At 33.0% G+C, this 25,747-nt stretch carries 24 protein-coding genes; 18 read left to right on the top strand and 6 right to left on the bottom strand.

Going from position 1 to position 25,747, the window contains the following annotated elements:
• Positions 1–144: 144 nt before the first annotated feature.
• Positions 145–2,754 carry an ATP-dependent chaperone ClpB gene (gene clpB / locus M1D64_RS09580; RefSeq protein WP_041079591.1) on the top strand — a complete coding sequence of 870 codons (2,610 nt, stop codon included), beginning with the start codon at positions 145–147 and terminating at the stop codon, positions 2,752–2,754.
• 294 nt (positions 2,755–3,048) lie between these two features.
• Here clpB and M1D64_RS09575 read toward each other — a convergent pair whose 3' ends face one another.
• Positions 3,049–3,243: a YjzD family protein gene (locus M1D64_RS09575; protein WP_037538889.1), complete on the bottom strand. Its 195-nt coding sequence runs from the start codon at positions 3,241–3,243 to the stop codon at positions 3,049–3,051.
• Between the two features lie 228 nt (positions 3,244–3,471).
• On the opposite strand from M1D64_RS09575, the gene M1D64_RS09570 reads away from it, so the two are divergent.
• The 3 genes from M1D64_RS09570 (at position 3,472) to M1D64_RS09560 (ending at position 7,209) form a co-directional block, all read left to right on the top strand.
• Complete coding sequence (locus tag M1D64_RS09570) at positions 3,472–4,413, top strand: beta-ketoacyl-ACP synthase III (protein ID WP_002483775.1); 942 nt, start codon at positions 3,472–3,474, stop codon at positions 4,411–4,413.
• 11 nt (positions 4,414–4,424) lie between these two features.
• Positions 4,425–5,669, top strand: coding sequence for a beta-ketoacyl-ACP synthase II (gene fabF / locus M1D64_RS09565; protein WP_210124634.1), 1,245 nt, complete (start codon positions 4,425–4,427; stop codon positions 5,667–5,669).
• 307 nt (positions 5,670–5,976) lie between these two features.
• Positions 5,977–7,209: an MFS transporter gene (locus M1D64_RS09560; RefSeq protein WP_037538888.1), complete on the top strand. Its 1,233-nt coding sequence runs from the start codon at positions 5,977–5,979 to the stop codon at positions 7,207–7,209.
• 55 nt (positions 7,210–7,264) lie between these two features.
• Here the strand turns inward: M1D64_RS09560 and M1D64_RS09555 are convergent, their stop codons facing one another.
• Complete coding sequence (locus M1D64_RS09555; RefSeq protein WP_075339729.1) at positions 7,265–7,639, bottom strand: DUF3899 domain-containing protein; 375 nt, start codon at positions 7,637–7,639, stop codon at positions 7,265–7,267.
• A 246-nt stretch (positions 7,640–7,885) separates the two neighbouring features.
• Between M1D64_RS09555 and opp3b the strand changes: the two genes are divergently transcribed.
• Genes opp3b through M1D64_RS09530 form a run of 5 tightly spaced genes read left to right on the top strand, consistent with a single transcriptional unit; the run spans position 7,886 to position 13,587 of the window.
• A complete protein-coding gene (opp3b, locus tag M1D64_RS09550; RefSeq protein WP_129334786.1) occupies positions 7,886–8,812 on the top strand; it encodes an oligopeptide ABC transporter permease in 927 nt (308 codons plus the stop codon).
• The gene (gene opp3C, locus M1D64_RS09545; protein ID WP_075339731.1) at positions 8,812–9,879 is read left to right on the top strand and encodes an oligopeptide ABC transporter permease; all 1,068 of its coding nucleotides are present in this window, start codon (positions 8,812–8,814) and stop codon (positions 9,877–9,879) included. The genes opp3b and opp3C overlap by 1 nt, the downstream gene beginning before the upstream one ends.
• 18 nt (positions 9,880–9,897) lie before the next feature.
• Entirely contained in the window at positions 9,898–10,980 is a 1,083-nt protein-coding gene (locus M1D64_RS09540; RefSeq protein ID WP_002483769.1) for an ABC transporter ATP-binding protein, read from the top strand.
• Positions 10,970–11,914 (top strand): ABC transporter ATP-binding protein, encoded by a 945-nt coding sequence (locus tag M1D64_RS09535; RefSeq protein WP_210136412.1) that lies wholly within the window; start codon positions 10,970–10,972, stop codon positions 11,912–11,914. Before M1D64_RS09540 ends, M1D64_RS09535 begins: the two co-directional genes overlap by 11 nt.
• 20 nt (positions 11,915–11,934) lie before the next feature.
• Entirely contained in the window at positions 11,935–13,587 is a 1,653-nt protein-coding gene (locus M1D64_RS09530; protein WP_041079586.1) for a peptide ABC transporter substrate-binding protein, read from the top strand.
• Between the two features lie 82 nt (positions 13,588–13,669).
• Here the strand turns inward: M1D64_RS09530 and trpS are convergent, their stop codons facing one another.
• Positions 13,670–14,659 (bottom strand): tryptophan--tRNA ligase, encoded by a 990-nt coding sequence (gene trpS, locus M1D64_RS09525; protein WP_002483766.1) that lies wholly within the window; start codon positions 14,657–14,659, stop codon positions 13,670–13,672.
• 303 nt (positions 14,660–14,962) lie between these two features.
• Here trpS and spxA point away from each other — a divergent pair, with 303 nt between their 5' ends.
• The 5 genes from spxA to M1D64_RS09500 all read left to right on the top strand — a co-directional run bounded on the left by spxA (position 14,963) and on the right by M1D64_RS09500 (position 20,426).
• Positions 14,963–15,358, top strand: a complete 396-nt coding sequence (gene spxA / locus M1D64_RS09520; RefSeq protein ID WP_002483765.1) for a transcriptional regulator SpxA — start codon at positions 14,963–14,965, stop codon at positions 15,356–15,358.
• 350 nt (positions 15,359–15,708) lie between these two features.
• Positions 15,709–16,425, top strand: a complete 717-nt coding sequence (gene mecA / locus M1D64_RS09515) for an adaptor protein MecA (RefSeq protein ID WP_002483764.1) — start codon at positions 15,709–15,711, stop codon at positions 16,423–16,425.
• A gap of 207 nt (positions 16,426–16,632) precedes the next feature.
• Entirely contained in the window at positions 16,633–17,631 is a 999-nt protein-coding gene (locus M1D64_RS09510; RefSeq protein ID WP_002483763.1) for a competence protein CoiA, read from the top strand.
• Between the two features lie 51 nt (positions 17,632–17,682).
• Positions 17,683–19,491 carry an oligoendopeptidase F gene (gene pepF / locus M1D64_RS09505; protein WP_002483762.1) on the top strand — a complete coding sequence of 603 codons (1,809 nt, stop codon included), beginning with the start codon at positions 17,683–17,685 and terminating at the stop codon, positions 19,489–19,491.
• A 320-nt stretch (positions 19,492–19,811) separates the two neighbouring features.
• Positions 19,812–20,426, top strand: coding sequence for an NAD(P)-dependent oxidoreductase (locus M1D64_RS09500; protein ID WP_002483761.1), 615 nt, complete (start codon positions 19,812–19,814; stop codon positions 20,424–20,426).
• A 593-nt stretch (positions 20,427–21,019) separates the two neighbouring features.
• On the opposite strand, the gene yjbH is transcribed toward M1D64_RS09500, so the two are convergent.
• The 3 genes from yjbH to M1D64_RS09485 all read right to left on the bottom strand — a co-directional run bounded on the left by yjbH (position 21,020) and on the right by M1D64_RS09485 (position 22,869).
• Positions 21,020–21,808, bottom strand: coding sequence for a protease adaptor protein YjbH (yjbH, locus tag M1D64_RS09495; RefSeq protein WP_011303484.1), 789 nt, complete (start codon positions 21,806–21,808; stop codon positions 21,020–21,022).
• Between the two features lie 17 nt (positions 21,809–21,825).
• On the bottom strand, positions 21,826–22,197 hold the full coding sequence (locus M1D64_RS09490) for a truncated hemoglobin YjbI (RefSeq protein WP_002483759.1): 372 nt from the start codon (positions 22,195–22,197) through the stop codon (positions 21,826–21,828).
• Positions 22,198–22,284: 87 nt separating this feature from the next.
• Positions 22,285–22,869, bottom strand: a complete 585-nt coding sequence (locus M1D64_RS09485) for a CYTH domain-containing protein (protein WP_069821851.1) — start codon at positions 22,867–22,869, stop codon at positions 22,285–22,287.
• A gap of 187 nt (positions 22,870–23,056) precedes the next feature.
• Here M1D64_RS09485 and M1D64_RS09480 point away from each other — a divergent pair, with 187 nt between their 5' ends.
• Genes M1D64_RS09480 through M1D64_RS09465 form a run of 4 tightly spaced genes read left to right on the top strand, consistent with a single transcriptional unit; the run spans position 23,057 to position 25,731 of the window.
• Positions 23,057–23,404 carry a UPF0738 family protein gene (locus M1D64_RS09480; protein WP_002483757.1) on the top strand — a complete coding sequence of 116 codons (348 nt, stop codon included), beginning with the start codon at positions 23,057–23,059 and terminating at the stop codon, positions 23,402–23,404.
• A gap of 16 nt (positions 23,405–23,420) precedes the next feature.
• The gene (gene yjbM / locus M1D64_RS09475) at positions 23,421–24,056 is read left to right on the top strand and encodes a GTP diphosphokinase (RefSeq protein ID WP_002483756.1); all 636 of its coding nucleotides are present in this window, start codon (positions 23,421–23,423) and stop codon (positions 24,054–24,056) included.
• A gap of 11 nt (positions 24,057–24,067) precedes the next feature.
• Entirely contained in the window at positions 24,068–24,877 is an 810-nt protein-coding gene (locus M1D64_RS09470; RefSeq protein WP_002483755.1) for an NAD kinase, read from the top strand.
• Positions 24,877–25,731, top strand: a complete 855-nt coding sequence (locus tag M1D64_RS09465) for an RluA family pseudouridine synthase (RefSeq protein ID WP_002483754.1) — start codon at positions 24,877–24,879, stop codon at positions 25,729–25,731. The genes M1D64_RS09470 and M1D64_RS09465 overlap by 1 nt, the downstream gene beginning before the upstream one ends.
• The last annotated feature ends 16 nt before the right edge of the window (positions 25,732–25,747 follow it).

The raw sequence follows: 25,747 nt of genomic DNA, 5'->3' as shown, positions 1-25,747 counted from the left end.
CACGCAGCTAAAATAATTTAAAATTTATAGTTATATTGGTTGATAAAAGTGAACAATAGGATTATAATAAAATTAAGGTCAAAGAAAGTCAAAGTCAAACTTACTTTGTTCTTGATCAAAGACTAAATGGTGAGGTGAATCATTTTGGATATTAATCAAATGACCTATGCAGTTCAAGGTGCTTTGCAAAAAGCAATAGAGCTAGCAAAAGATAACGAAAATCAAAATATCGAAATAGAAGCAATATTAAAAGCAGCACTTGAAGAAAGTGAAAGTTTATTTAAAAGTGTATTGGAAAGAGCAAACATAGAGACCGAACTTTTAAATAAGGCTTACGATGAAAAATTGAAAAATTATCCTTCAGTACAAGGGGATAACGTGCAATATGGTCAATATATTAGCCAGAAAGCAAATGAATTAATAAATAAAGCTGAAACGTATATGAATACTTATGAAGATGAGTATATTTCTATGGAACATATCATTTTAGCTGCAATGGACATAGATGATACAACAATTAAATTTGTCGATAATAAAAAAGAAGTTATTGTAGAAATCATTAAAAAAATTAGAGGAGGAAATCATGTGACGTCACAAAACCCAGAAGCAAATTATGAAGCTTTAGAAAAATATGGTAGAGATTTAGTTGAAGAAGTCCGTCAAGGTAATATGGATCCTGTCATTGGACGTGATGAAGAAATAAGAAATACTGTGAGAATCTTAAGTAGAAAGACTAAGAATAATCCAGTATTAATCGGTGAACCAGGTGTAGGTAAAACAGCAATTGTTGAAGGCCTTGCACAACGTATTGTGCGTAAAGACGTGCCTGAATCACTTTTAGATAAAACAATATTTGAATTAGATTTAAGTGCGCTTGTTGCAGGTGCAAAATATCGTGGTGAATTCGAAGAACGTTTAAAAGCAGTACTTAAAGAAGTGAAAGACTCAGACGGTAGAATTATATTATTTATAGATGAAATTCACATGCTTGTTGGTGCAGGTAAAACAGAAGGCGCGATGGATGCAGGTAATATGCTAAAACCAATGCTTGCACGTGGCGAATTACACTGTATCGGTGCAACAACACTCAATGAATATAGAGAATATATTGAAAAAGACTCTGCATTAGAGCGTCGTTTCCAAAAAGTAAATGTGTCTGAGCCAGATGTAGAAGATACAATTTCCATTTTACGTGGACTGAAAGAACGTTATGAAGTTTATCATGGTGTACGTATTCAAGATAAAGCATTAGTAGCTGCGGCAGAACTATCAGATCGTTATATTACTGATCGCTTCTTACCGGATAAAGCGATTGATCTTGTGGACCAAGCGTGTGCAACGATTCGTACTGAAATGGGTTCAAATCCAACAGAGTTAGACCAAGTTAATCGTCGCGTCATGCAATTAGAAATTGAAGAAAGCGCATTGAAAAACGAATCAGATAACGCGAGTAAACAACGCTTACAAGAATTACAACAAGAATTGTCTAATGAAAAAGAAAAACAAAACGCAATTCAATCACGCGTAGAAGAAGAAAAAGGCAAAATTGCAAAACTACAAGAAAAACGTACTGAATTAGACGAAAGTAGAAAAGCCTTAGAAGATGCAGAAAACAATTATAATTTGGAAAAAGCGGCAGAATTACAACATGGTAAAATTCCTGAATTAGAAAAAGAATTACGCGAGTTAGAAGCTGCATTCCAAAATGAGCAAAATAGTGACAATGAGCGCATTATACGTGAGATTGTATCAGATGAAGAAATTGGTGATATTGTTAGTTCATGGACAGGTATCCCTGTTTCTAAACTTGTAGAAACAGAAAGAGAGAAGTTATTAAATCTTTCAGACATTTTACACGAACGTGTCGTTGGTCAAGATAAAGCTGTAGATTTAGTTTCTGATGCTGTTGTCAGAGCGCGCGCTGGCATTAAAGATCCAAATAGACCAATAGGTAGTTTCTTGTTCTTAGGACCTACAGGTGTTGGTAAAACAGAATTAGCCAAATCCTTAGCGTCAACTTTATTTGATTCAGAAAAACATATGATACGAATTGATATGAGTGAGTACATGGAAAAACATTCAGTTTCCCGTTTAATTGGTGCACCTCCAGGCTATGTAGGTCACGATGAAGGTGGACAATTAACTGAAGCGGTTCGTCGTAATCCATATTCTGTTATATTATTAGATGAAATTGAAAAAGCACATTCAGACGTATTTAATGTATTGTTACAAATACTTGAAGAAGGTAGACTTACTGATTCTAAAGGTCGTGAAGTTGATTTTAAAAATACAATTATCATTATGACTAGTAACATTGGCTCACAAATCCTATTAGAAAACGTAAAAGATGCTGGTGTGATTACTGATGATACAGAAAAAGCTGTTATGAATAGCTTAAACCAATACTTTAAACCAGAAATTATTAACCGTATGGATGATATTGTATTATTTAAACCATTAACAATCAGTGATATGAGTTCTATAGTAGATAAAATATTAACTGAATTGAATATTAGATTAATGGCACAACGTATTTCAATTAATGTGTCAGATGAAGCTAAAGCGTGGTTAGGTGAAGAAGCATACGAACCACAATTCGGTGCAAGACCGTTGAAACGTTTTGTGCAAAGACAAATAGAAACACCACTTGCACGTAAAATGATTAGAGAAAATTTACCTGAAGGCACAACAATAGACATCGACCTATCAGAAGATGGTTTAAGATTTACTGAAAACAAACCAGAAATCGATTAGTAAGTATAATTGAATTTAACAAAACGGTGTGGCGCAGAAACCTTAATTTTTACATTGGTTTCTGCGCCACTTTTTTAATTATAAAATCGGGGAACAAGATTGTAAGTTGATATATCATATCTCAACAAACCAATAAGTTTATTTTTTAATATTGAAAATAAAAAAACTGCCAACGTCAGTCAGAAGACTTTGTTGACAGTTTAAAGATTCTAGGATATAAATCAATGTTTCAAACTTTACATTTCATTAAAATGATTCGTTCTTAAACATAAGCTAAACCATTATCCTAGTCATCTAATGTTGTTCATTTGTATTATTATGTTTAGGTTTAATTACCAAATCAAATAAGATAATAATAATCGTAAATACAACAGCGCCTATGACTGGTGTAATGAGGTTCAGTGCACCGCCACCATTTAAGCTGTTAAGTACGAAATTAATCATTTGTAATAAGACAATAGACCAAAATAAAACTGCGAGGTATTTCATTATGTAATGCCTCCAATATCGTATATATATCTACATTATAAATAAAAAAGTGTAGTTTGTATAGTAGGTTAGTAATAATTGTGGTTATACTTTGTGATAATGAGCTAAGTCATTTATAATTATTTGTGGAAAATACGCAATGAAATATGTATAGTTCTTGTATTTGAAATGTGTATTATGTTAAATTAATACCTGGTATTAAAATTAAATTTAAGAAGGTGTACAACCATGGACGTGGGTATTAAAGGTTTTGGTGCATACGCACCTGAAAAAGTTGTAGAAAATACCTATTTTGAATCATTTTTAGAAACATCAGACGAATGGATTTCTCAAATGACTGGTATTAAAGAACGTAGATGGGCTGGTGAAGACGAAGAAACTTCAGACATGGCTTATCAAGCTAGTTTAAAAGCAATTGAAGATGCAGGTATAGAAGCATCAGAAATAGATATGATTATTGTTGCGACATCAACAGGGGATTTTCCATTCCCAACAGTTGCCAATATATTACAAGAAAGATTAGGCATCGGCAAAGTTGCTTCTATGGATCAATTAGCCGCTTGTAGTGGTTTCATGTATTCAATGATAAATGCTAAACAATTTGTTCAATCTGGTGATTATAAAAATATTTTAGTAGTTGGAGTGGACAAATTATCTAAAATCACAGATTTGACAGACCGTTCAACAGCCATTTTATTTGGTGATGGAGCTGGAGCTGTAGTAATCGGTGAAGTATCTGAAGGTCGAGGTATCTTAAGTTATGAATTAGGTTCAGACGGCTCAGGTGCTAAGCATTTATATTTAAATCCAGAAAACGGAAAAATATTTATGAATGGCCGTGAAGTTTTTAAATTTGCTGTAAGAATTATGGGTGAAGCATCTAACAACGCAGTAGCAAAAGCTAATTTAACTGCAGATGATGTAGATATGTTTGTACCTCATCAAGCAAATATAAGAATTATGGAGTCAGCGAGAGAACGTTTAGGTATACCAAAAGAAAAAATGAGTGTATCTGTTGATCGCTTTGGTAATACTTCAGCAGCGTCAATCCCATTAAGTATAGGACAAGAGTTAGAAAATGGTAGGATTAAAGATGATGATGTCTTAGTGTTAGTAGGTTTTGGTGGCGGCTTAACATGGGGCGCTGTGACACTAAGATGGGGAAAATAGGAGGATAAATTATGAGCAAAGAACAACGTGTTGTTATTACAGGAATTGGCGCATTATCACCTATAGGAAATAATGCTAAGTCTACTTGGGACAATGCATTAAAAGGTGTAAGTGGTATAGATTCGATTACACGCATAGATACAACGGATTACAATGTCCATTTAGCTGGAGAGTTAAAAGACTTTGATATTGAAGAGCATATTCCTAAAAAAGAAGCGAGACGCATGGATCGCTTTACACAATATGCAGTTGTAGCTGCAAGAGAAGCCGTTAATGATGCTAAACTTGAAATTAATGATAGTACTGCGGATAAAATTGGCGTATGGATTGGTTCAGGTATTGGTGGTATGGAAACATTTGAAATTTCACATAGCCAATTATTAAATCGTGGACCAAGACGTGTGAGTCCATTCTTCGTACCTATGCTGATCCCAGATATGGCGACAGGTCAAGTATCAATAGATTTAGGTGCTAAAGGGCCGAATGGTTCGACGGTTACTGCTTGTGCAACTGGTACGAACTCAATAGGTGAAGCATTCAAGATTATACAACGTGGCGATGCAGATGCAATGATTACTGGTGGTACAGAAGCACCGATTACACATATGGCATTAGCTGGCTTTAGTGCGAGTCGTGCATTATCTACAAATGATGATAAAGAAACTGCATGTCGTCCTTTCCAAGAAGGTCGTGATGGATTTATCATGGGTGAAGGTGCAGGTATTGTCGTTTTAGAATCACTTGAATCAGCGAAAGCTCGTGGTGCGCAAATTTACGCTGAAGTCGTAGGTTATGGATCAACTGGTGACGCATATCATATAACAGCCCCAGCTCCAGAAGGTGAAGGCGGTTCACGTGCTATGCAAGCGGCAATAGATGATGCTGGTATTGAAGCGAAAGACATTCAATATTTAAATGCACATGGAACAAGCACTCCAGTAGGTGACTTAACTGAAATTCAAGCTATTAAGAATACTTTCGGTGAAGCGGCGAAATCATTGAAAGTAAGTTCAACTAAATCAATGACAGGTCATTTACTAGGGGCTACAGGTGGATTAGAAGCTATTTTCTCTGCACTTTCAATTAGAGATAGTCGTATTGCACCAACGATTCATGCTGATTCACCAGATCCTGAATGCGATTTAGATATCGTTCCAAACAAAGCAGAAGATTTAGATATTACCTATGCAATGAGTAATAGTTTAGGTTTTGGTGGACACAATGCTGTACTTGTATTGAAAAAATTTACTGATTAATGTAGATAAGTTATATTTTGAAAAGCAAGATCATCTCAACCGGATGCTCTTGCTTTTTTTGTAAATATCGAACTTAAGAAAGTTAGAGAAATGATAACAATAATAGAGAGGCTTATAGTTTATTATAATAACTTTTTAACGGTTGAATATTTAAAATTCTTATAAAACATAAAATTTATATTGTGAAATGTTTAGAAAAAGTTAAAATATAAAGTGAAGATAATTTTATATTTATAAAATGTCTATTCAAGACATACATTTAGTGTATAATGTAAATTATTGGATTATAAAGTGGGGTGTAATTAAGATGAAGCAATTTCTAACATTATCTACAACGTTGAAAACAAGAATGATAGCAGATTTCATCTTAATTATAGCGAGCCAAGCGATTTTACCCTTTATGGCATTATATTTAACGAGTAAAGTAAATGCTGTATTTGCTGGTACATTTTTAATTGCCAATATCATTGTAAGTTTTGTAGTGTCCTTCGTAGGTGGATATTTAGGAGACAATTATAATAGGAAGAAAGTAGTCAATTTAATACATTTTATCTACGCTGTGTGTCTGATTATTTTAAGTATTACGGTGACTATGGATGGTTTAGGTTTAATCATATTTTGTATAACGGTATTTATCTTTGAATTATTGTTTGCTGCGAGTGAACCTATTTTTGAAGCAGCAATTATGGATGCCATTTATGAAGAAGTTCGCGAGTACGTTTATCAATTAAATTATTGGATGTTTAATATTGGTACGGCGATTGGCATGGCATTAGGCGCGTTGTTATATTTAGGACATAAGCATTTATTATTTGTATTATTTTTCATTGCTATGCTGATAAGTTGGTATTTATTTGAAAAATATTATGACGTGGAGCAAGTTATTACTAAAAAAGAAGATCTAACCTCTAAATTTAAACATTTCGTAGATAGTTATCATGTTGTCATTAAGGATAAATACTATATGTTGCTTAATATTGGGTTTATGATGGTCATCATGGCTGAACTCAGTTTGAATTCTTATGTAGTTGTAAGACTAAAAGAAGCGTTTGAACCTTTACATTTTTTAGGCTTTTATATTGATGGTGTCCGAATGTTTACAGTAATTATGATCATCAATACACTTGTAGTGGCGACATTAACTTTTACGGTTAATAGAATTGTAGATAACACCTCAAAGAAAATTGCATTTATGATAGGTATTGTTTTATATACCGTTGGTTACAGTGTTTTGATGTCAGCTTCTGAATTTTGGATATTATGCTTATTTTCTATTATAGCTACATTAGGTGAATTGATTTATTCCCCAATTCAAAATGCGCAACGTTTCTTGATGATTCCTGAAGATAAACGAAGTACTTATAATACATTTGGGATGATTTCATTCTATGGAGGGAATATATTGGCACGTTTGGGATTAATAATTGGTGCGTTTATTCTGCCTTGGATGATGTCAGTATATGTAGCTGTTATAGTACTATTAGGATTTATCCTCTTGTATTACGCATTATTTCATAACCCTAATATTGAAACAAAATAATGAAAAGACTGTATTCGTTTATTGTGAATCATCACAATAGCTAATACAGTCTTTTTTATATAATAAATGAAATGGCAATCGAAATAAGTAAATATAGCAAATTAAAAACAAAGCCCACTTTAATCCATGGATTTACAAAGTAGGATGATTTTTTGGCTTGTGTAGGTTTAAAAAAATCATCATTTTCTAGCGTATCTTTGTGTTTTTTATTCGTTAGCTGATACTTTAGTCTTCTAAAACCGTAACTCGTAGCATCTAATATACCTTCTTGAACAATGATTAAACTAAATAGGATAATCACAAATATAAAAGATACATAGAATATGATATTTAAATACTGAGTTAATTGATGTGAGGCAAAGAGCCAACATAAGAATGAAATCAATGGTGTAAATAATAGCCAAAATAGATAAGTGGTAAATTTCCTCATATTTATTGTCTCCTTTATTTAATAAATTTATTGTAACTTAAAATAACTAAAAAATGAATAATTTGCCTTATAAATTCTTTTATATCAACACTTTTAAAGAGAAAGAAAATTAAATAAAATTCATTTACTTTAATAAAGTAAAGCAAAACAATATTGATTAAAATATGAACTATAAGTATACTATTATTAAATATTTCTGAATATTTCGAAGGGAATGTTTATTCTGAAATTAAAGGGGGATAAAAAATGCTTAAGTATATTTTGAAGCGTTTAGGCTACATGATTTTATCACTGTTCATTATCATTTCGATAACATTTTTCTTAATGAAGCTGATGCCCGGTTCACCATTTAATGATGAAAAATTAAATGAAGAGCAAAAGCAGATTTTAAATGAAAAATATGGTCTCAATGATCCAGTACCAGTGCAGTATGTTAGTTATTTGAAGAATGTCGTTACGGGGGACTTTGGTAACTCATTTCAATATGATAACCAACCTGTATGGGAGTTAATTAAACCGAGATTAGTTCCGTCGCTTGAGATGGGGTTAACGGCAATGGTGATAGGTATAATTATAGGTTTGATACTAGGCGTTATTGCAGCAGTACGGCAAAATACTTGGGTTGATTATACAGCAACGGTCATCTCAGTTATTGCAGTTTCAGTACCATCGTTCGTGTTAGCGGTATTGTTACAATACGTATTTTCAGTTAGATTACAGTGGTTTCCAGTCGCAGGTTGGGAAGGTATATCGACAGCTGTACTACCTTCACTGGCATTGTCAGCAGCAGTATTAGCAACAGTTGCAAGATACATAAGAGCGGAAATGATAGAAGTTTTAAGTTCAGATTATATCTTGTTAGCACGTGCAAAAGGGAATTCAACGATGAGAGTGTTGTTTGGTCATGCATTAAGAAATGCATTAATCCCAGTCATCACAATTATTGTACCGATGTTAGCAAGTATATTAACGGGTACATTGACAATTGAAAATATATTCGGTGTGCCTGGTTTAGGGGATCAATTTGTACGTTCAATTACGACAAATGATTTCCCAGTAATTATGGCGACAACGATTTTATTCAGTACACTATTTATTGTTTCTATTTTCCTTGTAGATATTTTATATGGTGTGATTGATCCACGTATTCGTGTACAAGGAGGTAAAAAATAATGGCTGATAAAAGAGATGAAAAATACAATGATGACCATTCAAATGCAGTTATGACACATACCTCAGAAGCGATACCAGCTTCGGATTTTATTAGAAGTAAAAACGATTTAGAAAAAGAACCAGAAATACAAAGAGAAAGTAAAAACTTTTGGCAAGACGCTTGGGCACAGCTTAAAAGAAACAAGCTTGCCGTCGTAGGGATGATAGGTTTAATCATCATTATCTTACTAGCATTGATTGGACCTTTATTAAGTTCTCATGATTATGCAGAGCAAGATGTAGAGAGACGTAACTTACCTGCAAAAATTCCTGTATTGGATCAAATTCCATTTTTACCTTTTGATGGTGAAGGAGCACAGGGCGTAGATGCATATAAAGAAGCAGGTGTGAAAGAAAACTTCTGGTTCGGTACAGACCAACTTGGAAGAGATTTATGGTCTAGAACTTGGCAAGGTGCACAAGTATCCTTATTCATTGGTGTTGTAGCAGCGTTACTAGATATATTCATAGGCGTTGTATATGGCGCAATATCCGGTTTCTTTGGGGGACGGATAGATAATGTCATGCAACGTATTATTGAAGTCGTTGCGTCTATACCTACACTAATTGTTGTTATTTTATTCGTACTAATATTCGAACCGTCTATTTGGACAATTATATTAGCCATGGCAATTACAGGATGGATTGGCATGAGTCGTGTGGTTCGTGGTGAATTCCTAAAGTTAAAAAACCAAGAATTTGTATTAGCATCTAAAACTTTGGGAGCATCTAAAATAAAATTAATATTCAAACATATTTTACCTAATACATTAGGTGTTATCGTAGTTACATCTATGTTTACAGTACCTAATGCAATATTCTTCGAGGCTTTCTTAAGTTTCATTGGTATTGGGGTACCAGCACCTAGAACATCATTAGGTTCTTTAGTGAATGAAGGTAGAGCCATGTTATTAATTCATCCGCATGAATTATTTATTCCAGCACTTGTATTAAGTTTATTAATCTTATTCTTCTATCTATTTAGTGATGGATTACGTGATGCATTTGATCCTAAAATGCGTAGATAACAAAAGGGGGCAACATATATGTCAGAAAGAGTATTGGAAGTTAGTAATTTGCATGTTTCCTTTGATATCGATGCAGGGGAAGTGCAAGCGGTAAGAGGCGTGGACTTCTTTATCAATAAAGGAGAAACCCTTGCAATTGTTGGTGAATCTGGTTCTGGGAAGTCAGTTACAACCAAAGCGATCACTAAGTTATTCCAAGGAGACGCTGGACGTATTAAAAAAGGTGAAATTAATTTTTTAGGGGAAGACTTAGCTAAAAAATCAGAGCAAGAATTAATCAAATTACGTGGAAAAGACATTTCAATGATTTTCCAAGATCCAATGACATCATTAAATCCAACAATGAAAATTGGTAAACAAGTCATGGAACCACTTATGAAACATAAGAATTACAGTAAAACAGAAGCTAAAAAAAGAGCGTTAGACATATTGAATTTAGTTGGGTTACCAAATGCAGATAAAAGATTTAATGCATATCCTCATCAATTTTCAGGCGGACAACGTCAAAGAATTGTTATCGCAACCGCGCTTGCTTGTGAACCTAAAGTGCTTATTGCAGATGAACCAACAACAGCGCTTGATGTAACAATGCAAGCTCAAATATTGGAATTAATGAAAGAACTACAAGATAAGATTAGTACCTCCATTATATTTATCACGCATGACTTAGGGGTCGTTGCGAATATTGCTGACCGAGTAGCGGTCATGTATGGAGGACAAATGGTAGAAACAGGGGATGTGGATGAAATATTTTATGATCCTAAACATCCATATACATGGGGATTATTATCATCTATGCCAGATTTGACAACTGGTACAGAGACTGAATTATTAGCTATTCCAGGTACACCACCCGACTTGTTACATCCACCTAAAGGTGATTCGTTTGCAGAAAGAAGTCAATTTGCTTTAGATATTGATTTTAAAACGCCACCGCCATGGTACCAAGTGTCACCAACACATTTTGCAAAATCTTGGTTATTAGATGAACGCGCACCACATGTGGAACCACCGGAAATGGTGAAAAAACGTTTGCGTAACATGCCAAATAATTTCGATAAGCCACAACAGGTAGAAAGGGTGTCGTTCGATGGAAAATAAAAATGAACTGTTATTACAAGTGAAAAATTTAAAACAGTATTTTAACGAAGGTAAACGCAATGAAGTAAGAGCAATTGAAAATATTTCATTTGACGTTTATAAAGGTGAAACTTTCGGCCTAGTTGGAGAATCTGGTTGTGGTAAATCAACGACAGGTAAAGCGATTATTAAACTAAATGATATTACTGATGGTGAAATTTTATATGAAGGTATAGATATTCAAAAAATTAAAAATCGTAAAGATTCATTGAAATTTAATAAAAAGATACAAATGATTTTTCAAGATCCATACGCATCGCTCAATCCAAGACTTAAAGTAATGGATATTGTGGCAGAGGGGATTGATATTCATAAACTTTCTACAGGTGTCAAAGATCGTCAAAGACGTGTCTACGATTTATTAGAAACTGTGGGACTAAGTAAAGAACACGCTAATCGTTATCCACATGAGTTCTCTGGAGGACAAAGACAACGTATTGGAATTGCACGTGCACTTGCCGTTGAACCTGAGTTTATTATTGCGGATGAACCTATTTCAGCATTAGACGTTTCAATACAAGCACAAGTTGTAAATTTATTACTTAAATTGCAAAAAGAACGAGGCATTACGTTTTTATTCATCGCTCATGACCTTTCCATGGTTAAATACATTTCGGACAGAATTGCAGTGATGCACTTTGGTAAAATTGTCGAAATTGGTAGTGCGGATGAAATTTATAATCATCCTATGCACCCTTATACGCAATCACTACTGTCGGCTGTACCTCAGCCAGACCCAGAAAGTGAACGTGTGAGAAAGAGAACACTTTTTAAAGAAGACGAGACTAAAAATGACCAACGTACATTGCATGAAATCAGACCGAATCATTTTGTATTTACAACAGATGACGAAGCGGAAGATTTGAAATCATATACACAAGAAGCATCTGTATAACATGGGAAAGGGGGATTACGATGAGAAAATTCAAATTATTTATTATTCTGATTGCACTATCGGTTGTATTAGCTGGTTGTGGTAGTGCGGAAGGGGTATATTCTGATAAAGGACAAGTTTTTAGGAAAGTACTGCCATCAGATATTTCAACATTAGATTCTGCATTAGCTACAGATACGGTGTCATTCGATATTTTCAATCAAATATACGAAGGCTTATATACATTAGATAAAGATGATAAAGCACAACCAGGGGTAGCAAAAGCAATGCCAAAAGAAAGTAATGGGGGAAAAACACTTACAATCAAGTTACGTAAAGATGCCAAGTGGTCAAATGGGGATCCAGTAACTGCACATGATTTTGAGTACGCTTGGAAACGTGTGGTGAATCCAGATACGGCATCTGAGTATGCTTATATCATGTATGATTTGAAAAATGCTGAAGCAATTAATATGGGTAAAAAGGATGTCGATGAGCTAGGTGTGAAAGCGGTTGATGACCATACATTAAAAGTTGAGTTAACAAAACCGATTCCATATATTAATGAAATGTTCGCATTTGGTACGTTTATGCCACTGAACGAAAAAGTAGTGAAGAAAAATGGTGACCAATATGGGACAACAGCAGCTAAAACAGTATTTAATGGGCCGTTCAAAGTGAAAGAATGGAAAGTAGAAGATAAGATACAACTTGTAAAAAACGAAGATTATTGGGATAAAAAGCAAGTACACTTAGATCGTGTAAACTATAAAGTATTAAAAGATCAGCAAGCTGGTGCCTCACTTTATGATACTGGTTCAGTTGATGATACGACGATTACAGCAGATCAAGTGGATAAATATGCTGACAACCCAGGCTTGAAAAAACGTTTATTAGCAAGTACATTCTACATTAAAATGAACCAAGATAATGTACCTGAATTTAAAAATAAAGACTTAAGACTGGCAATTGCACAATCTATTGATAAAGAAGGATATGTTAATTCAGTTAAAAACAATGGGTCAGAAGCAACAAATGGTTTCACTGCGAAACTAACAGCAGAGACACCTGATGCTAAAGATTTTTCTGAGTCTATTGATTCGCCATTAACTTATAATCCAAAAGCAGCAAAAAAACATTTTGAAAAAGCTAAAAAGGATTTAGGCGTTAAAAATATAACCTTTACGATGAACACTGAAGATACACCAGATGCTAAAATATCTGCTGAATATATTAAATCACAGGTGGAAAGCACTTTACCTGGTGTTACTTTGAAAATTAAACAATTACCATTTAAACAGCGTTTAAATCAAGAATCAACAGAAACGTTTGAAGCTTCATTATCTGGTTGGGGTCCTGATTATCCTGATCCACTAACATTCTTAAATATTATGACAACAGGTAACTCTAATAATAATACAGCATGGAGTAGTAAGGAATACGATAAACTTGTTAAAGATGCTAACGGAAAACTATTGAAAAAACCTGAAGAACGTAATGCAGCTATGAAACAAGCTGAAGAATTAATGTTAAATGATGCCCCAGTTGCACCAATTTATCAAAAAGGGGAAGCGCATTTAACAAATCCACAAGTTAAAGGTTTGGTATATCACCAAATCGGTGGTGATACAACACTTAAAGATGTAACCATTGATAAAGATATCGATCCTAAAACTGGTAAAAAGAAAGACTAATAAAAAATTAAAAAGTAACATAAAAGGAGCATCCAACTTAATGGATGCTCCTTTTTAACTTGCGGGATTTGAGATAAATAACTTATCTTTTACGACCTAAGCCCATTGCTTTTTCCATTTTTTTCAACGTTTTGAATGATACTTGTTGTGCTTTGTCTCTACCATTATCTAAAATAGTGTCAAGTTCTTCTGAATTTAAATAGTATTCATATTTTTCTTGGAAAGCAGTTAAGAAATCACTCACGATTTCTGCTAAGTCTGCTTTAAACACACCATAATTCGAATCTTTGTATTTTTCTTGAAGCGCATCAATTGATTCGTCAGTTAAACTTGAATAAATAGATAATAAATTAGAGATACCTGGTTTATTGTCGCGATCGAATTTAATAATACCATCTGAATCAGTTACAGCACTTTTTATTTTTTTAGCCGCAACGCTTGGTTGGTCTAGTAAAGAAATGAAGTTTTTTTGATTATCATCACTCTTACTCATTTTTTTCGTTGGATCTTGGAGACTCATTACGCGGCCGCCAACTTTAGGCATACGAATCTCAGGCTTAACTAAAATGTCGTTGTAGCGAGAATTAAATCTATCAACTAAGTTTCTTGTTAATTCCATGTGTTGCTTTTGGTCATCACCAACGGGCACGATATTTGTGTTGTATATAACGATATCCGCTGCCATTAAAGGAGGATATGTTAATAAGCCGGCAGGGACACCTTCCGTTTGTTTAACGGCTTTATCTTTAAACTGAGTCATACGTTCCAATTCACCGATAGAAGAAATGGTTGTTAACATCCAACTTGCCTGAACATGCGCTGGCACTTCTGATTGAATAAATAAAGTTGATTTTTCAGGATCGATGCCAGAAGCTAAATAAATTGCAGCTAGTTGTCTTGTTTGTTTACGTAATTTCAAACGATCTTGTGGTACCGTAATTGCATGCTGATCTACGATACAAAAGAAACAATTGTAATCGTCTTGAACTTCACCGAATTGTTTTAAAGCACCAATATAATTACCAATTGTAGGAATACCACTAGGCTGGATACCCGAAAATAATGTTTCCATATTACAATGCCTACTTTCTTAAATTTAATTTTTTACATAATAGGTTTATTATAACAGTATTTCAATCATTTGTAAGTTATGTTATACTATAGACATATCAATATTTTTAATTGAATTTATTGAGAAATACTTTTAATTTAAAATTTTTGAAAAAATTAGAGAATTCTCATTTAATTTTAATGTTGAAAGGGTATACTTTCATTGTAAGGTTAAGAAAGACGAAATTACTTAAGCAATTTCTTAATCATATAAATATTGAAATCAAATGAATTTACATTCATGAAAAATAGGAGAGTGAGATGTATGGTAACATTATTTACTTCACCAAGTTGCACATCTTGCCGTAAAGCGAAAGCATGGTTACAAGAACATGACATTCCGTATACGGAGCGTAACATTTTTTCAGAACACTTAACAATCGACGAAATCAAACAAATTTTAAAAATGACTGAAGATGGTACAGATGAAATTATATCTACACGTTCTAAAACTTACCAAAAATTAAATGTGGATATTGACGCATTACCACTTCAAGATTTATATTCAATTATTCAAGATAATCCTGGTTTATTACGTCGCCCAATTATTTTAGACGAAAAACGTTTACAAGTTGGTTATAATGAAGACGAAATTAGACGTTTCTTACCAAGAAAAGTTCGTACGTTCCAATTGCAAGAAGCACAACGTATGGTTGACTAATTAATACATTAAATACATGAACTAGACGAGCCATAAAGCGATATTTAAGCATGTTGCTTTGTGGTTTTGTTATATTTTTAACATAACAAACAATTGGGTATGCACGTCAAATGATAAGGTGATATCATCTTATTGTTATGATGTGGCTAGCTATTTGTAAATAAGTAATGACATGATTGCAACAGCACTTTCTTAGTTTAGTGCTGTTTTTTTGGCTAATTCAAAGGTATATGTTAATATTAGAGACCAAATAGGATTTAGTAAAAATTAATCAAACAAATCAATTGTAATTCTTACTACGTTCTAATACAATATGATTACTATTCATCGACTGTAAGGAGTGAGATGATATGAGAATAGAGCGCGTTGACGCTACAACTGTTAAATTATTTATAACTTATAGTGATATTGAGGCTAGAGGATTTAAACGAGAAGATTTATGGACAAACCGCAAACGTGGAGAAGAATTCTTTTGGAATATGATGGAAGAAATCAATGAAGAAGAAGACTTTGTAGTAGAAGGCCCATTATGGATACAAGTGCATGCGTTTGAAAAAGGCGTTGAAGTTACGATATCTAAATCTAAAAATGAAGATCTTATTAATATGTCAGATGAAGACAATGAACAACTTGATTATCAGGTAAATGATTTATTGTCACAAACATTTGATCAAGATGATAGTTTAGAAGATTTATTTGATCAACGTCAACAACAAAAAGATAACAAGCAAAATCAAGATCAAAATGAGCGCAATCGTCAAAATACACGTACTGTGATTGTTAAATTCAATGATTTAGAAGAAGTTATTGAATATGCACACTATAATAATCAAGTGACAGATGAGTTCGAAGATTTATTATATAGTCTTAACAATGTATATTATTATGCTGTCCATTATGATGAAACAGTAGATCAAGAAACAATTAATGATAGTTATAGTCAATTACTTGAGTTCGCATATCCTACTGATAAATCAGAAGTGTATTTAAACGACTATGCCAAAATTATCATGAGTCATAATGTTGCATCACAAGTACGTCGTTATTTCCCAAACACAGAAGCATAAAATACAAGTCAAAATTAACGTATTTAATTTATAAAAGCACGTTAGATAACAAATGCATTATAAGATGTTGAAACCAGCTATGGGTCATTACCCTTAGCTGGTTTTTTTATAGAGCAATTGCGTTTTTAAATAAATAGGCAATATTTTATCTAGTAGTAGAAGTAATTTATTGATTAATAAGGTGTAATTATTATGAGGTGAAGAAGCGTGTTGTTAGCGTATGACCATCATAAACATTTAGTTTTTGCAAATCATGCTGTTAAAGGTGCCGAATATACATGTCCACATTGTAAAAATAAAATGATTTTAAAAAAAGGTGAAATAATCACACCACATTTTGCTCATTTAAAAGTAGCTTCTATTTTTTGTAGTAAAGGTGAAACTCAGGCACATTACTCACTTAAATATCAGCTTGCACTGAAATTGTCATGTATCGGTTATCATGTACAAATCGAGCCTTATATTGCTGGGATTTATCAATATCCTGATTTAATTATTGATAAAAAGATCGCCATAGAAATACAATTTTCAAAAATCACAATTTCTAGTGTGAAAAAACGTAGTAACGGTTTGTTACATATTGGTTATAGATTAATATGGATTATTCCAAACCCATATTACGATAAACTTAGGCATATTTTAATATTAACGAAGTACGAAAGAACTTTTATAGATTTTAAATCTAAACGCTTGCTCACATGGGACAGTAGTAACAAGCAGTTATATATGTATCAAATTTATAATTTTATTGGTGGCAATCGCTATATTGCACATAAATTTAAACTGGAGATTAAAGATTTTGACTATGTGTTTAGTCAAATTGAAACTGAAGATTTTACGCGTGATATCAAATTAAACAAAAATACGATTCAGCAATATATAAATCGTTGTCGATGTACACGCTCTGTTAAAGAACCAAGTTTAAGCGTTATGTATAATTTAGGTCTATCTGATAATTGGGTAAGTACGTATTTAGGAATCATATATCCAGAACAATTATACATTCAATCCCATCCTATTTATTGGCAATTGCAATTATTATATTTACTTGTTAAAACACCGCAAAATTTAAACGAATTTAATGAAAAAATAATGCTTAATCACTTTTATAACATAGAAAATACAAAGGATGTCATAGTTAATGAGCTTATAAATAAATTCAGAAATTCTTACAGTAAAATGGAATACAATAACGTGCAAAATTAGGCCGGACGTGAGAAAATTAAAGTATTGAAAAACATAGGAGGTTTACTAAAAATGACACAACAATTAACAAGAGAAGAACAAGAACGTAAATATCCTGAATATACATGGGATTTAACAACTATATTTGAATCAGATGAAGCTTTTGAACAAGCTTTCAAAGAGGTTGAGGATAACCTCGGTCAAGAGCAACAATTTCAAGGACATTTAGGAGATAATGCTGAAACTTTATATAAAGCGTTAGCATTAGAAGATGAACTAGGTTCAAAATTAGAAAAAGTATATGTATATGCACATTTAAAACAAGACCAAGACACTGCCAATGATAAATATACAGGATACGAATCACGTGCACATCAATTAATTATAAAATTTAGTTCAGGTTGGAGTTTCTTAGTACCTGAAATCTTACAAATAGATGAAGAAACAATTCAATCATTCATTGAAGAAAATGATGATTTAAAACAATATGCATTTGATTTGAAATTAATTAATGAAAAACGTCCTCATGTATTAACTGCAGATAAAGAAAAGTTACTAACAGAAGCGCAAGATGCATTATCAACACCAGATAATGTATATGGTATGTTTAGTAACGCTGATTTAGAGTTTGAAGACGCTGTCGATAAGGATGGTAATACGCATTCACTCACTCAAGGTACATTTATTAAATGTTTAGAATCAGATGATCGCGTGTTACGTAAATCTGCATTCGAAAACTTATACAAAGCATACGGCGCATACAATAATACGCTAAGTGCTACATTGGCTGGAGAAGTTAAAAAGAATGTATTTAATGCAAGAACACATCATTATGAATCGGCAAGAGCAGCGGCGTTAAGTAATAACCATATACCAGAGACAGTATATGATAATTTGGTGAAAACAGTACATGAATACTTACCATTGTTACATCGCTATACCAAATTACGTAAAGAGTTATTAGGTTTAGATGATATGAAAATGTATGATCTTTATACACCATTAGTTAAAGATGTGAAATTTGAAATGCCATATGAGGAAGCAAAAGACTGGATGGTAAAAGCGTTGCAACCAATGGGTGAAGAATATATGAAAGTAGTACATGAAGGCTTAAACAATCGCTGGGTTGATGTGTTTGAAAACAAAGGCAAACGTTCAGGCGGTTATTCTTCAGGTGCGCACTTAACCAACCCATTTATTCTCTTAAATTGGTCGAATACAGTTTCTGATTTATATACTTTAGTGCATGAATTTGGACATTCAGCGCATAGTTATTTTAGTCGTCAAAATCAGCCTTCTAATTCAAGTGATTATACGATTTTTGTTGCTGAAGTTGCGTCTACTTGTAATGAAGCTTTATTAAGTGACTATATGGATAAGCATTTAGACGATGAAAGAAGACTATTGTTACTAAATCAAGAGTTAGAACGTTTCCGTGCTACATTATTTAGACAAACAATGTTTGCAGAATTTGAACATAAAATTCACCAAATTGAAGAGGCGGGTGAGCCGTTAACAGCTAATCGTATGAACGAAGAGTATGCAGAATTAAACAGATTATACTTTGGCGATTCAGTTGAAACTGATGAAGATATTAGTAAAGAATGGTCTAGAATTCCTCATTTCTATATGAACTATTATGTGTATCAATATGCAACCGGATACAGTGCAGCACAAAGTTTAAGTCATCAAATATTAACTGAAGGACAACCTGCTGTTGATCGTTATATTAATGAATTTCTGAAAAAAGGTAGTTCAAATTATCCTATAGAAATATTGAAAAATGCTGGGGTAGATATGACAACACCAGAACCAATTGAACAAGCTTGTAAAGTCTTTGAACAAAAATTAGACGCTTTTGAAAAGCTAATGAAAGCTTAATGTGAATGTATTCGTTTACAATATGACAAGTTTGTGACAAACTAAAATTATTTAATTCAAATGGTTGAAAGGTCTATTTTAGCGTGTTATATTATAAACATGAAATTAATCACATAACAAACATACCCCTTTGTTTGAAGTGAAAAATTTCTCCCATCCCCTTTGTTTAGCGCCGTGTAATCAGACACGGCGTTTTTTTATGCTCTTTTTAAATAAATTTCCAAGATGCGTTTAAATGAATAACTATTCAATTGACTTTATTCCGAAAAAGCGTTATCCTAAACTTGTATCTAAAATAAATACAAGAAAGAAGTGTTTTCATGAAAATTGCAGTAGTAGCAGCAAATGGGAAAGCCGGTCAACTTATTACTAAGGAAGCGGTAGAAAGATCGCTAGATGTTACAGCAATTGTTAGAAGTGAGAATAAAACAGTTGCGCATCAAGTCTTACAAAAAGATTTGTTTGATTTGACTAAAGAAGATATTGCACCTTTTGATGTCATTGTTGATGCATTTGGACAAATGAATAAAGATAAGTTGAATGAGCACAGTCAATCGCTAGAACATCTTAGTAATTTGGTTAGTGACAGTCAAAAACGACTCATTATTATAGGTGGCGCAGGTAGTTTATACGTAGATAAAGCACATACAGAAAGATTGATTGATTCTCCTGATATGCCAGAAGAAGTAAAACCTATTAGCATGGCGCAAGTCAAAACATTTGAAGAAATTAAAAAGCGTGATGATGTGCAATGGACTTTTGTGTGTCCAGCACCAGATTTTCAATTTGATGGTGAGAAAACAGGCACTTATAAAGTGAGTGATGATGAAGTAATAGGTACACATGTAAGTTATGCAGATTTTGCTAAAGCAATTGTAGATGAGGCAATGGGCCCTGAACATATTCAAAGTCGCTTTGCGGTATTTGCAAAGTAATTTTCAAAAAACAAAAAAGTAGTAAGCCATTCATAATAAAGCACTATCATAAAATGGGCTGGTGAGCAAAAGCGCACTAGTCCATTTTTTATGAACATACTAAGTAGTGCAAATATCTCTGCAATTAAAAAGATGTCATCGTAATAAAGGAAAATAGTTTGACTATGAATAGCTTAATAACTAAATATTTGTAAGATTAAAGGACAAAATATAGGAATTCACGTTTTGTTTACATTAATATAATTTTCTAATGTATTAAGTAATCTTTTTACTATAGTGTCATTAGGACAATTTCAAGTTCTTATTTATGAATAGCGTGAAAATCAAGTGCATTTTAAATTGTATGTATTTATCGTTTCTACACGAAATCTTCACGTGCTGATATACAGAGAAATTGTATGAGTTAAGGACTATGGGTTGGTCTATATCTCTAGAGTAGCAAGTACAATCTAAATGGTGTAATGAATATAAATAAAGAGGGCTAATCCATTTACATAGTGATTAGTCCTCTTTATTTGAACATGGGACTGTATGTCCCAACTTCATGTTTTTGAAATTAATACATTTATACTATATCGTACGTGTTAAAAAGATTAATTTTTTGCTTTCCAGAATTTGCCATCTGGTGATTTAAGTTTTTCAATTTTTTGCTGTAGTGCTAGCTTTTTAAGTTCTTTATTCATTAGTTTTTCCGGCCATTCATAAATCGTAAGTAGCTCTTCTTTGGTAACCAATTGTTGTTGTTGAATATAGTCTTCTAAACTTGGTGGTAATTCTTTTTCTATTGTTGAACCAATAAGCTCATTAATAATATATGTGTATATATGGTAAGGATATAAGCCTTCCACTTTTAAGCCTTCTTCATGAACATCTTCATTAAAAAATACGAGAGAGGGCGCTTCCTCAATTTCCATTTCTCGAGCAATATGCAAGTCTACTTGTAAACTTTCTTTTAAGCAAGAACTATTTAAATCTTCTTTAAATACTTCGTAATCTAAACCTGCGTTACTGATACAACTATTTACCATTGATTCAGTAATAATATCACGCTTAGGAATAATTTCATTTTGAACGAGATGTATAAATCGTTCAGCACGAATACGTCCTTGAAGTTCCGCAGCCTTATAGGCTAATGCGATATTATCTAAATCAGAGGTGCTCTGAGCTTGGCATTTTGTTAAAACACGTAATGAAGGGTTCAATATATGTCTAATACTAATATATTGCTTATATTCAATACGTAATTTAGAAAGGATAGCCGATAGCTTAAAGCATTCCTTACTGAATGGATCGAAAAAGGAATAAATTTCTATCTTGCTCACAGGTGAAAGATTTGCATCTTCACGACTATTAGGTTGTATTAATCTTAATTCTTCAGTCATGTCTATTCCACCTACAATTAATTTTCGGAATTAACCATGTGATTTGCCGTTAAACGTAATCGTTCATATAAGTAATCACCAACACCAGCTGGAAATTGTGCATGCGCGATTGCATGTGCCATATTTTCAAGCCACGCATCTCGTTCGTGATTTGTGATTATGAAATCCATATGCCGTTTTTTTAGCATTGGGTGACCATGTTCCTGTGTATAAAGGTTTGGACCACCTAAAAATTGCGTCAAGAATTGCTTTTGTTTTCTACTCGTTTCTTCAAAATCCCCAGGAAACAAATGGTTAATTCTATCGTCGCGTTTAACTAAATAATAAAAATGATCAATCATCTTGTATAAGGCGTCATGTCCAATGATTTCATAAGGTGTTTGAGTCATAATATCACCGTATCCTGTTAATATATTACTAATATAACATGAATTTTTACATTTGGAAGTAATTCGACTTCTTGCTATTGTGCTTGATTAATTGCCAGATAAATTTGATTTACGTTTAAAAAATCTTTGGACTTTATTATCTGGTATTTCATGTTGCATATTAAATTGTTCAAGAATATTTTTAAATTGTTTGAACCCTTCATCGTAATCATCAACTTCAAATTCTAGTTCAAAATCTTCGAAAGCAAGATAGCGACTTTTATCTAATACAAGTAAATTCCCATTAACTTCTTTTTCGAGTCGTTCTGTCGTTAATGCGCCAAGAATAACTAATTGATTTAAGTCAAAGTCCATTTTTTCAAGTTGTTCTATGATTTCAGCAGGCAACATTTGTGTCGTGATTGATTTGTTTAATTCAGGCACGACCCGAGTTTCAAAATTATATTCCATCAGACCAACTTCAGCAGGTATTTTTAAAGTCATCTCATTATAATCATCTTTCACACGAATTCTTAAGGCTGACTGGTTTGCCTTCAAGTCAAATTGTGGTGTATCAATATAGTAGTTAGTTTGACTAAAGGTACCGACATCCTGAAAATAGGTTTTATAAATGGATTGGTATTGTGATTGGGTTAATAATTGTTTAAATTCAATTTCATTATTCGTAGCCATGCATACACTCCTTTTTTACATATAATAACTTATTTTAAATCACTTTTTCCTTATTTTAAATTGAACTGCATTTGTAAAATTTGAATTAAGTAAAAGTTATGTATATATGTTGGTAAAACATGTAAGTTGTGACGTGTTATGTACGATAGAATTATGTTAAAATGATGAGGAATAAGGAGGAACAAGCATGCGTATTTATGTAAATGAAATTAAAGTTACAGAAGACAGTATAAATTGTTATACAGAGCAATCTACAGAAGGCTTACAAGAAGCAGGACAAATGCTTGTTGATAGCGATAATTATAGTTTTGCATATATTTTAGACGATGGACAATCATATTCTTATTTAATATTTGTCCAAGAAACTTGGTCTATGTTACATGAAAATAAAGGCAAGAAATTGATTATTAATGATGAACTAGAATTAAAACAATTCGAAAATGAATTTAACTATATATTGGATAACATACAAGGTAATTCAAATTATGGTAAGGAGTTTGTGTCCGTTGTTGAAAATACTTTCGAATTAGATTGAAGCGGAGTGAAGCACAATGAATCAGTGGGATCAGTTTTTATCTCCATATAAGCAAGCAGTCGACGAACTGAAGATTAAATTAAAAGGGCTTAGAAAACAATATGAAGTAGAAGATAATGCTTCTCCTATAGAATTTGTAACGGGCCGTGTGAAACCAATGACGAGTATTATTGATAAGGCAAATAAGCGCCAAATATCATTTGATCGTTTACATGAAGAAATGTACGATATCGCTGGTTTACGTTTAATGTGTCAATTTGTTGATGATATAGATATCGTGGTTAATTTATTGAGACAACGTAAAGACTTTAAAGTTGTCGAAGAAAGAGATTATATTAGTAATACGAAACAAAGTGGTTATCGTTCATTCCATGTGATTATTGAATATCCTATAGAAACACTTAATGGAGAAAAGAGCATTTTAGCAGAAATTCAAATCAGAACGTTAGCGATGAATTTTTGGGCAACGATAGAACATACACTGAGATATAAATATGATGGAGACTATCCACCTGAGATTCAACATCGTTTAGAGCGAGCGGCAGAAGCAGCTTTCTTATTAGACGAAGAAATGTCTGAAATAAAAGAAGAAATTCAAGAAGCACAGAAATATTATTCTAAAAAGCGTGCGAAAAAGCATAATAATGACTAGGGGATGTTACGATGCGTTACACGATATTATCTAAAGGTGATTCAAAATCAAATGCTTTAAAACATAAGATGATTAACCATATGAAAGATTTTCAAATGGTTGAAGACCCAGATAATCCAGAGATTGTCATTTCTGTAGGGGGAGATGGCACATTGTTACAAGCGTTTCACCAGTATAGTTACATGCTTTCTCGTTGTGCATTTGTTGGGATTCATACAGGACATTTAGGTTTTTATGCTGATTGGCTACCACATGAAGTGGAAAAGTTAATTATTGAAATTAATAATTCCGAATTTCAAGTCATTGAGTATCCCTTATTAGAAATCATCGTTCGTTATAATGATAATGGTTATGAAACTCGCCATTTAGCTTTAAATGAGGCTACTATGAAAACGGAAAATGGGTCTACGCTTGTTGTGGATGTAAATATAAGGGGTAACCAGTTTGAGCGTTTTAGAGGTGATGGTTTGTGTATATCCACACCATCAGGTTCAACTGCTTATAACAAAGCGTTAGGTGGGGCATTGATACATCCTTCATTAGAAGCAATGCAAATTGCAGAAATCGCATCGATTAATAATAGAGTCTTTAGAACGGTAGGTTCTCCCTTAGTCTTACCTAAACATCATACGTGTTTGATAACACCAGTTAATCAGGACACAATTTTAACTACCATTGATCATGTGAGTATTAAACATAAGAATGTGAATGCAATACAATATAGAGTAGCCAATGAGAAGATACGATTTGCTCGATTTAGACCATTTCCTTTTTGGAAAAGAGTTCATGATTCATTTATTTCCAGTGGAGAGGATGAATAATGAAGTTTACTTTTAATATTACTGCTTCAGAAATGTTACGTTCTTTTTTACAACGACATCATTTCTCTAAGCGAACGATAAGCGCCATTAAACATAATGGCGCTTTAGTAGTTAATGGTCAAACTGTTACGGTTAGAAAACAATTGGCTATTGGTGATATTTTGGAAGTATACCTTGGTAAAGAAATCCCAAGTACAAATCTTAAACCTTATCAACAACCATTAAATATTTTATTCGAAGATGACTATTTAATTGTTGTATCAAAACCACCGTATCAGAACTGCGCACCTTCAAGAGACCATTTGCATTATAGTATAGTAGAACAAGTATTAGGCTATTTAAATGAAAAACAGCCTGGCATCAATCCCCATATAGTGACACGACTAGATCGTAATACCTCTGGAATTGTTATATTGGCTAAACATGGGTTTATTCATCATTTAATGTCTAACCTTAATATAGATAAAAAATATCTTTGTATCTGTTATGGTAAGACTGAAAAAGAAGGCGTGATAGATGCGCCCATTGCAAGACACCCAGAAAGTATTATTCAACGTCGTGTCGATGCAGCTGGAAAAACAGCGCAAACACGGTTTAAGCGAGTGGAATATAAGGAAGGATTTAGTATGTGTGAAGTAACATTACTAACTGGAAGAACACATCAAATACGTGTGCACTTTCAGCATATCGGTCATTCTATCGTAGGCGATGCGCTTTATGGTGGCAAGCATGAAAGCTATCATCATCAACTATTGAGATGTACCCAGGTGGCATTCATACATCCTATAAAAAATCAAAATATTGTAATTAATGATAAATATGATGCAATAGAAACGCTATTTAATATGATATAATTTTAAACATACATGG

It is taken from the genome of Staphylococcus sp. Z5-21 (assembly GCF_056529615.1).
This window is presented reverse-complemented; position numbering and strand designations above follow the sequence as displayed.

What these genes read in the sequence shown, in the direction of transcription:
- yjbM (WP_002483756.1), top strand. Translation starts at nt 23,421, where the DNA reads ATGAATCAGTGGGATCAGTTTTTATCTCCATATAAGCAAGCAGTCGAC.
- trpS (WP_002483766.1), bottom strand. Translation starts at nt 14,659, where the DNA reads ATGGAAACATTATTTTCGGGTATCCAGCCTAGTGGTATTCCTACAATT.
- M1D64_RS09465 (WP_002483754.1), top strand. Translation starts at nt 24,877, where the DNA reads ATGAAGTTTACTTTTAATATTACTGCTTCAGAAATGTTACGTTCTTTT.
- M1D64_RS09480 (WP_002483757.1), top strand. Translation starts at nt 23,057, where the DNA reads ATGCGTATTTATGTAAATGAAATTAAAGTTACAGAAGACAGTATAAAT.
- M1D64_RS09500 (WP_002483761.1), top strand. Translation starts at nt 19,812, where the DNA reads ATGAAAATTGCAGTAGTAGCAGCAAATGGGAAAGCCGGTCAACTTATT.
- opp3C (WP_075339731.1), top strand. Translation starts at nt 8,812, where the DNA reads ATGGCTGATAAAAGAGATGAAAAATACAATGATGACCATTCAAATGCA.
- pepF (WP_002483762.1), top strand. Translation starts at nt 17,683, where the DNA reads ATGACACAACAATTAACAAGAGAAGAACAAGAACGTAAATATCCTGAA.
- M1D64_RS09570 (WP_002483775.1), top strand. Translation starts at nt 3,472, where the DNA reads ATGGACGTGGGTATTAAAGGTTTTGGTGCATACGCACCTGAAAAAGTT.
- spxA (WP_002483765.1), top strand. Translation starts at nt 14,963, where the DNA reads ATGGTAACATTATTTACTTCACCAAGTTGCACATCTTGCCGTAAAGCG.
- M1D64_RS09535 (WP_210136412.1), top strand. Translation starts at nt 10,970, where the DNA reads ATGGAAAATAAAAATGAACTGTTATTACAAGTGAAAAATTTAAAACAG.
- fabF (WP_210124634.1), top strand. Translation starts at nt 4,425, where the DNA reads ATGAGCAAAGAACAACGTGTTGTTATTACAGGAATTGGCGCATTATCA.
- M1D64_RS09575 (WP_037538889.1), bottom strand. Translation starts at nt 3,243, where the DNA reads ATGAAATACCTCGCAGTTTTATTTTGGTCTATTGTCTTATTACAAATG.
- M1D64_RS09490 (WP_002483759.1), bottom strand. Translation starts at nt 22,197, where the DNA reads ATGACTCAAACACCTTATGAAATCATTGGACATGACGCCTTATACAAG.
- opp3b (WP_129334786.1), top strand. Translation starts at nt 7,886, where the DNA reads ATGCTTAAGTATATTTTGAAGCGTTTAGGCTACATGATTTTATCACTG.
- M1D64_RS09555 (WP_075339729.1), bottom strand. Translation starts at nt 7,639, where the DNA reads ATGAGGAAATTTACCACTTATCTATTTTGGCTATTATTTACACCATTG.
- M1D64_RS09560 (WP_037538888.1), top strand. Translation starts at nt 5,977, where the DNA reads ATGAAGCAATTTCTAACATTATCTACAACGTTGAAAACAAGAATGATA.
- yjbH (WP_011303484.1), bottom strand. Translation starts at nt 21,808, where the DNA reads ATGACTGAAGAATTAAGATTAATACAACCTAATAGTCGTGAAGATGCA.
- M1D64_RS09485 (WP_069821851.1), bottom strand. Translation starts at nt 22,869, where the DNA reads ATGGCTACGAATAATGAAATTGAATTTAAACAATTATTAACCCAATCA.
- M1D64_RS09530 (WP_041079586.1), top strand. Translation starts at nt 11,935, where the DNA reads ATGAGAAAATTCAAATTATTTATTATTCTGATTGCACTATCGGTTGTA.
- M1D64_RS09470 (WP_002483755.1), top strand. Translation starts at nt 24,068, where the DNA reads ATGCGTTACACGATATTATCTAAAGGTGATTCAAAATCAAATGCTTTA.
- mecA (WP_002483764.1), top strand. Translation starts at nt 15,709, where the DNA reads ATGAGAATAGAGCGCGTTGACGCTACAACTGTTAAATTATTTATAACT.
- M1D64_RS09540 (WP_002483769.1), top strand. Translation starts at nt 9,898, where the DNA reads ATGTCAGAAAGAGTATTGGAAGTTAGTAATTTGCATGTTTCCTTTGAT.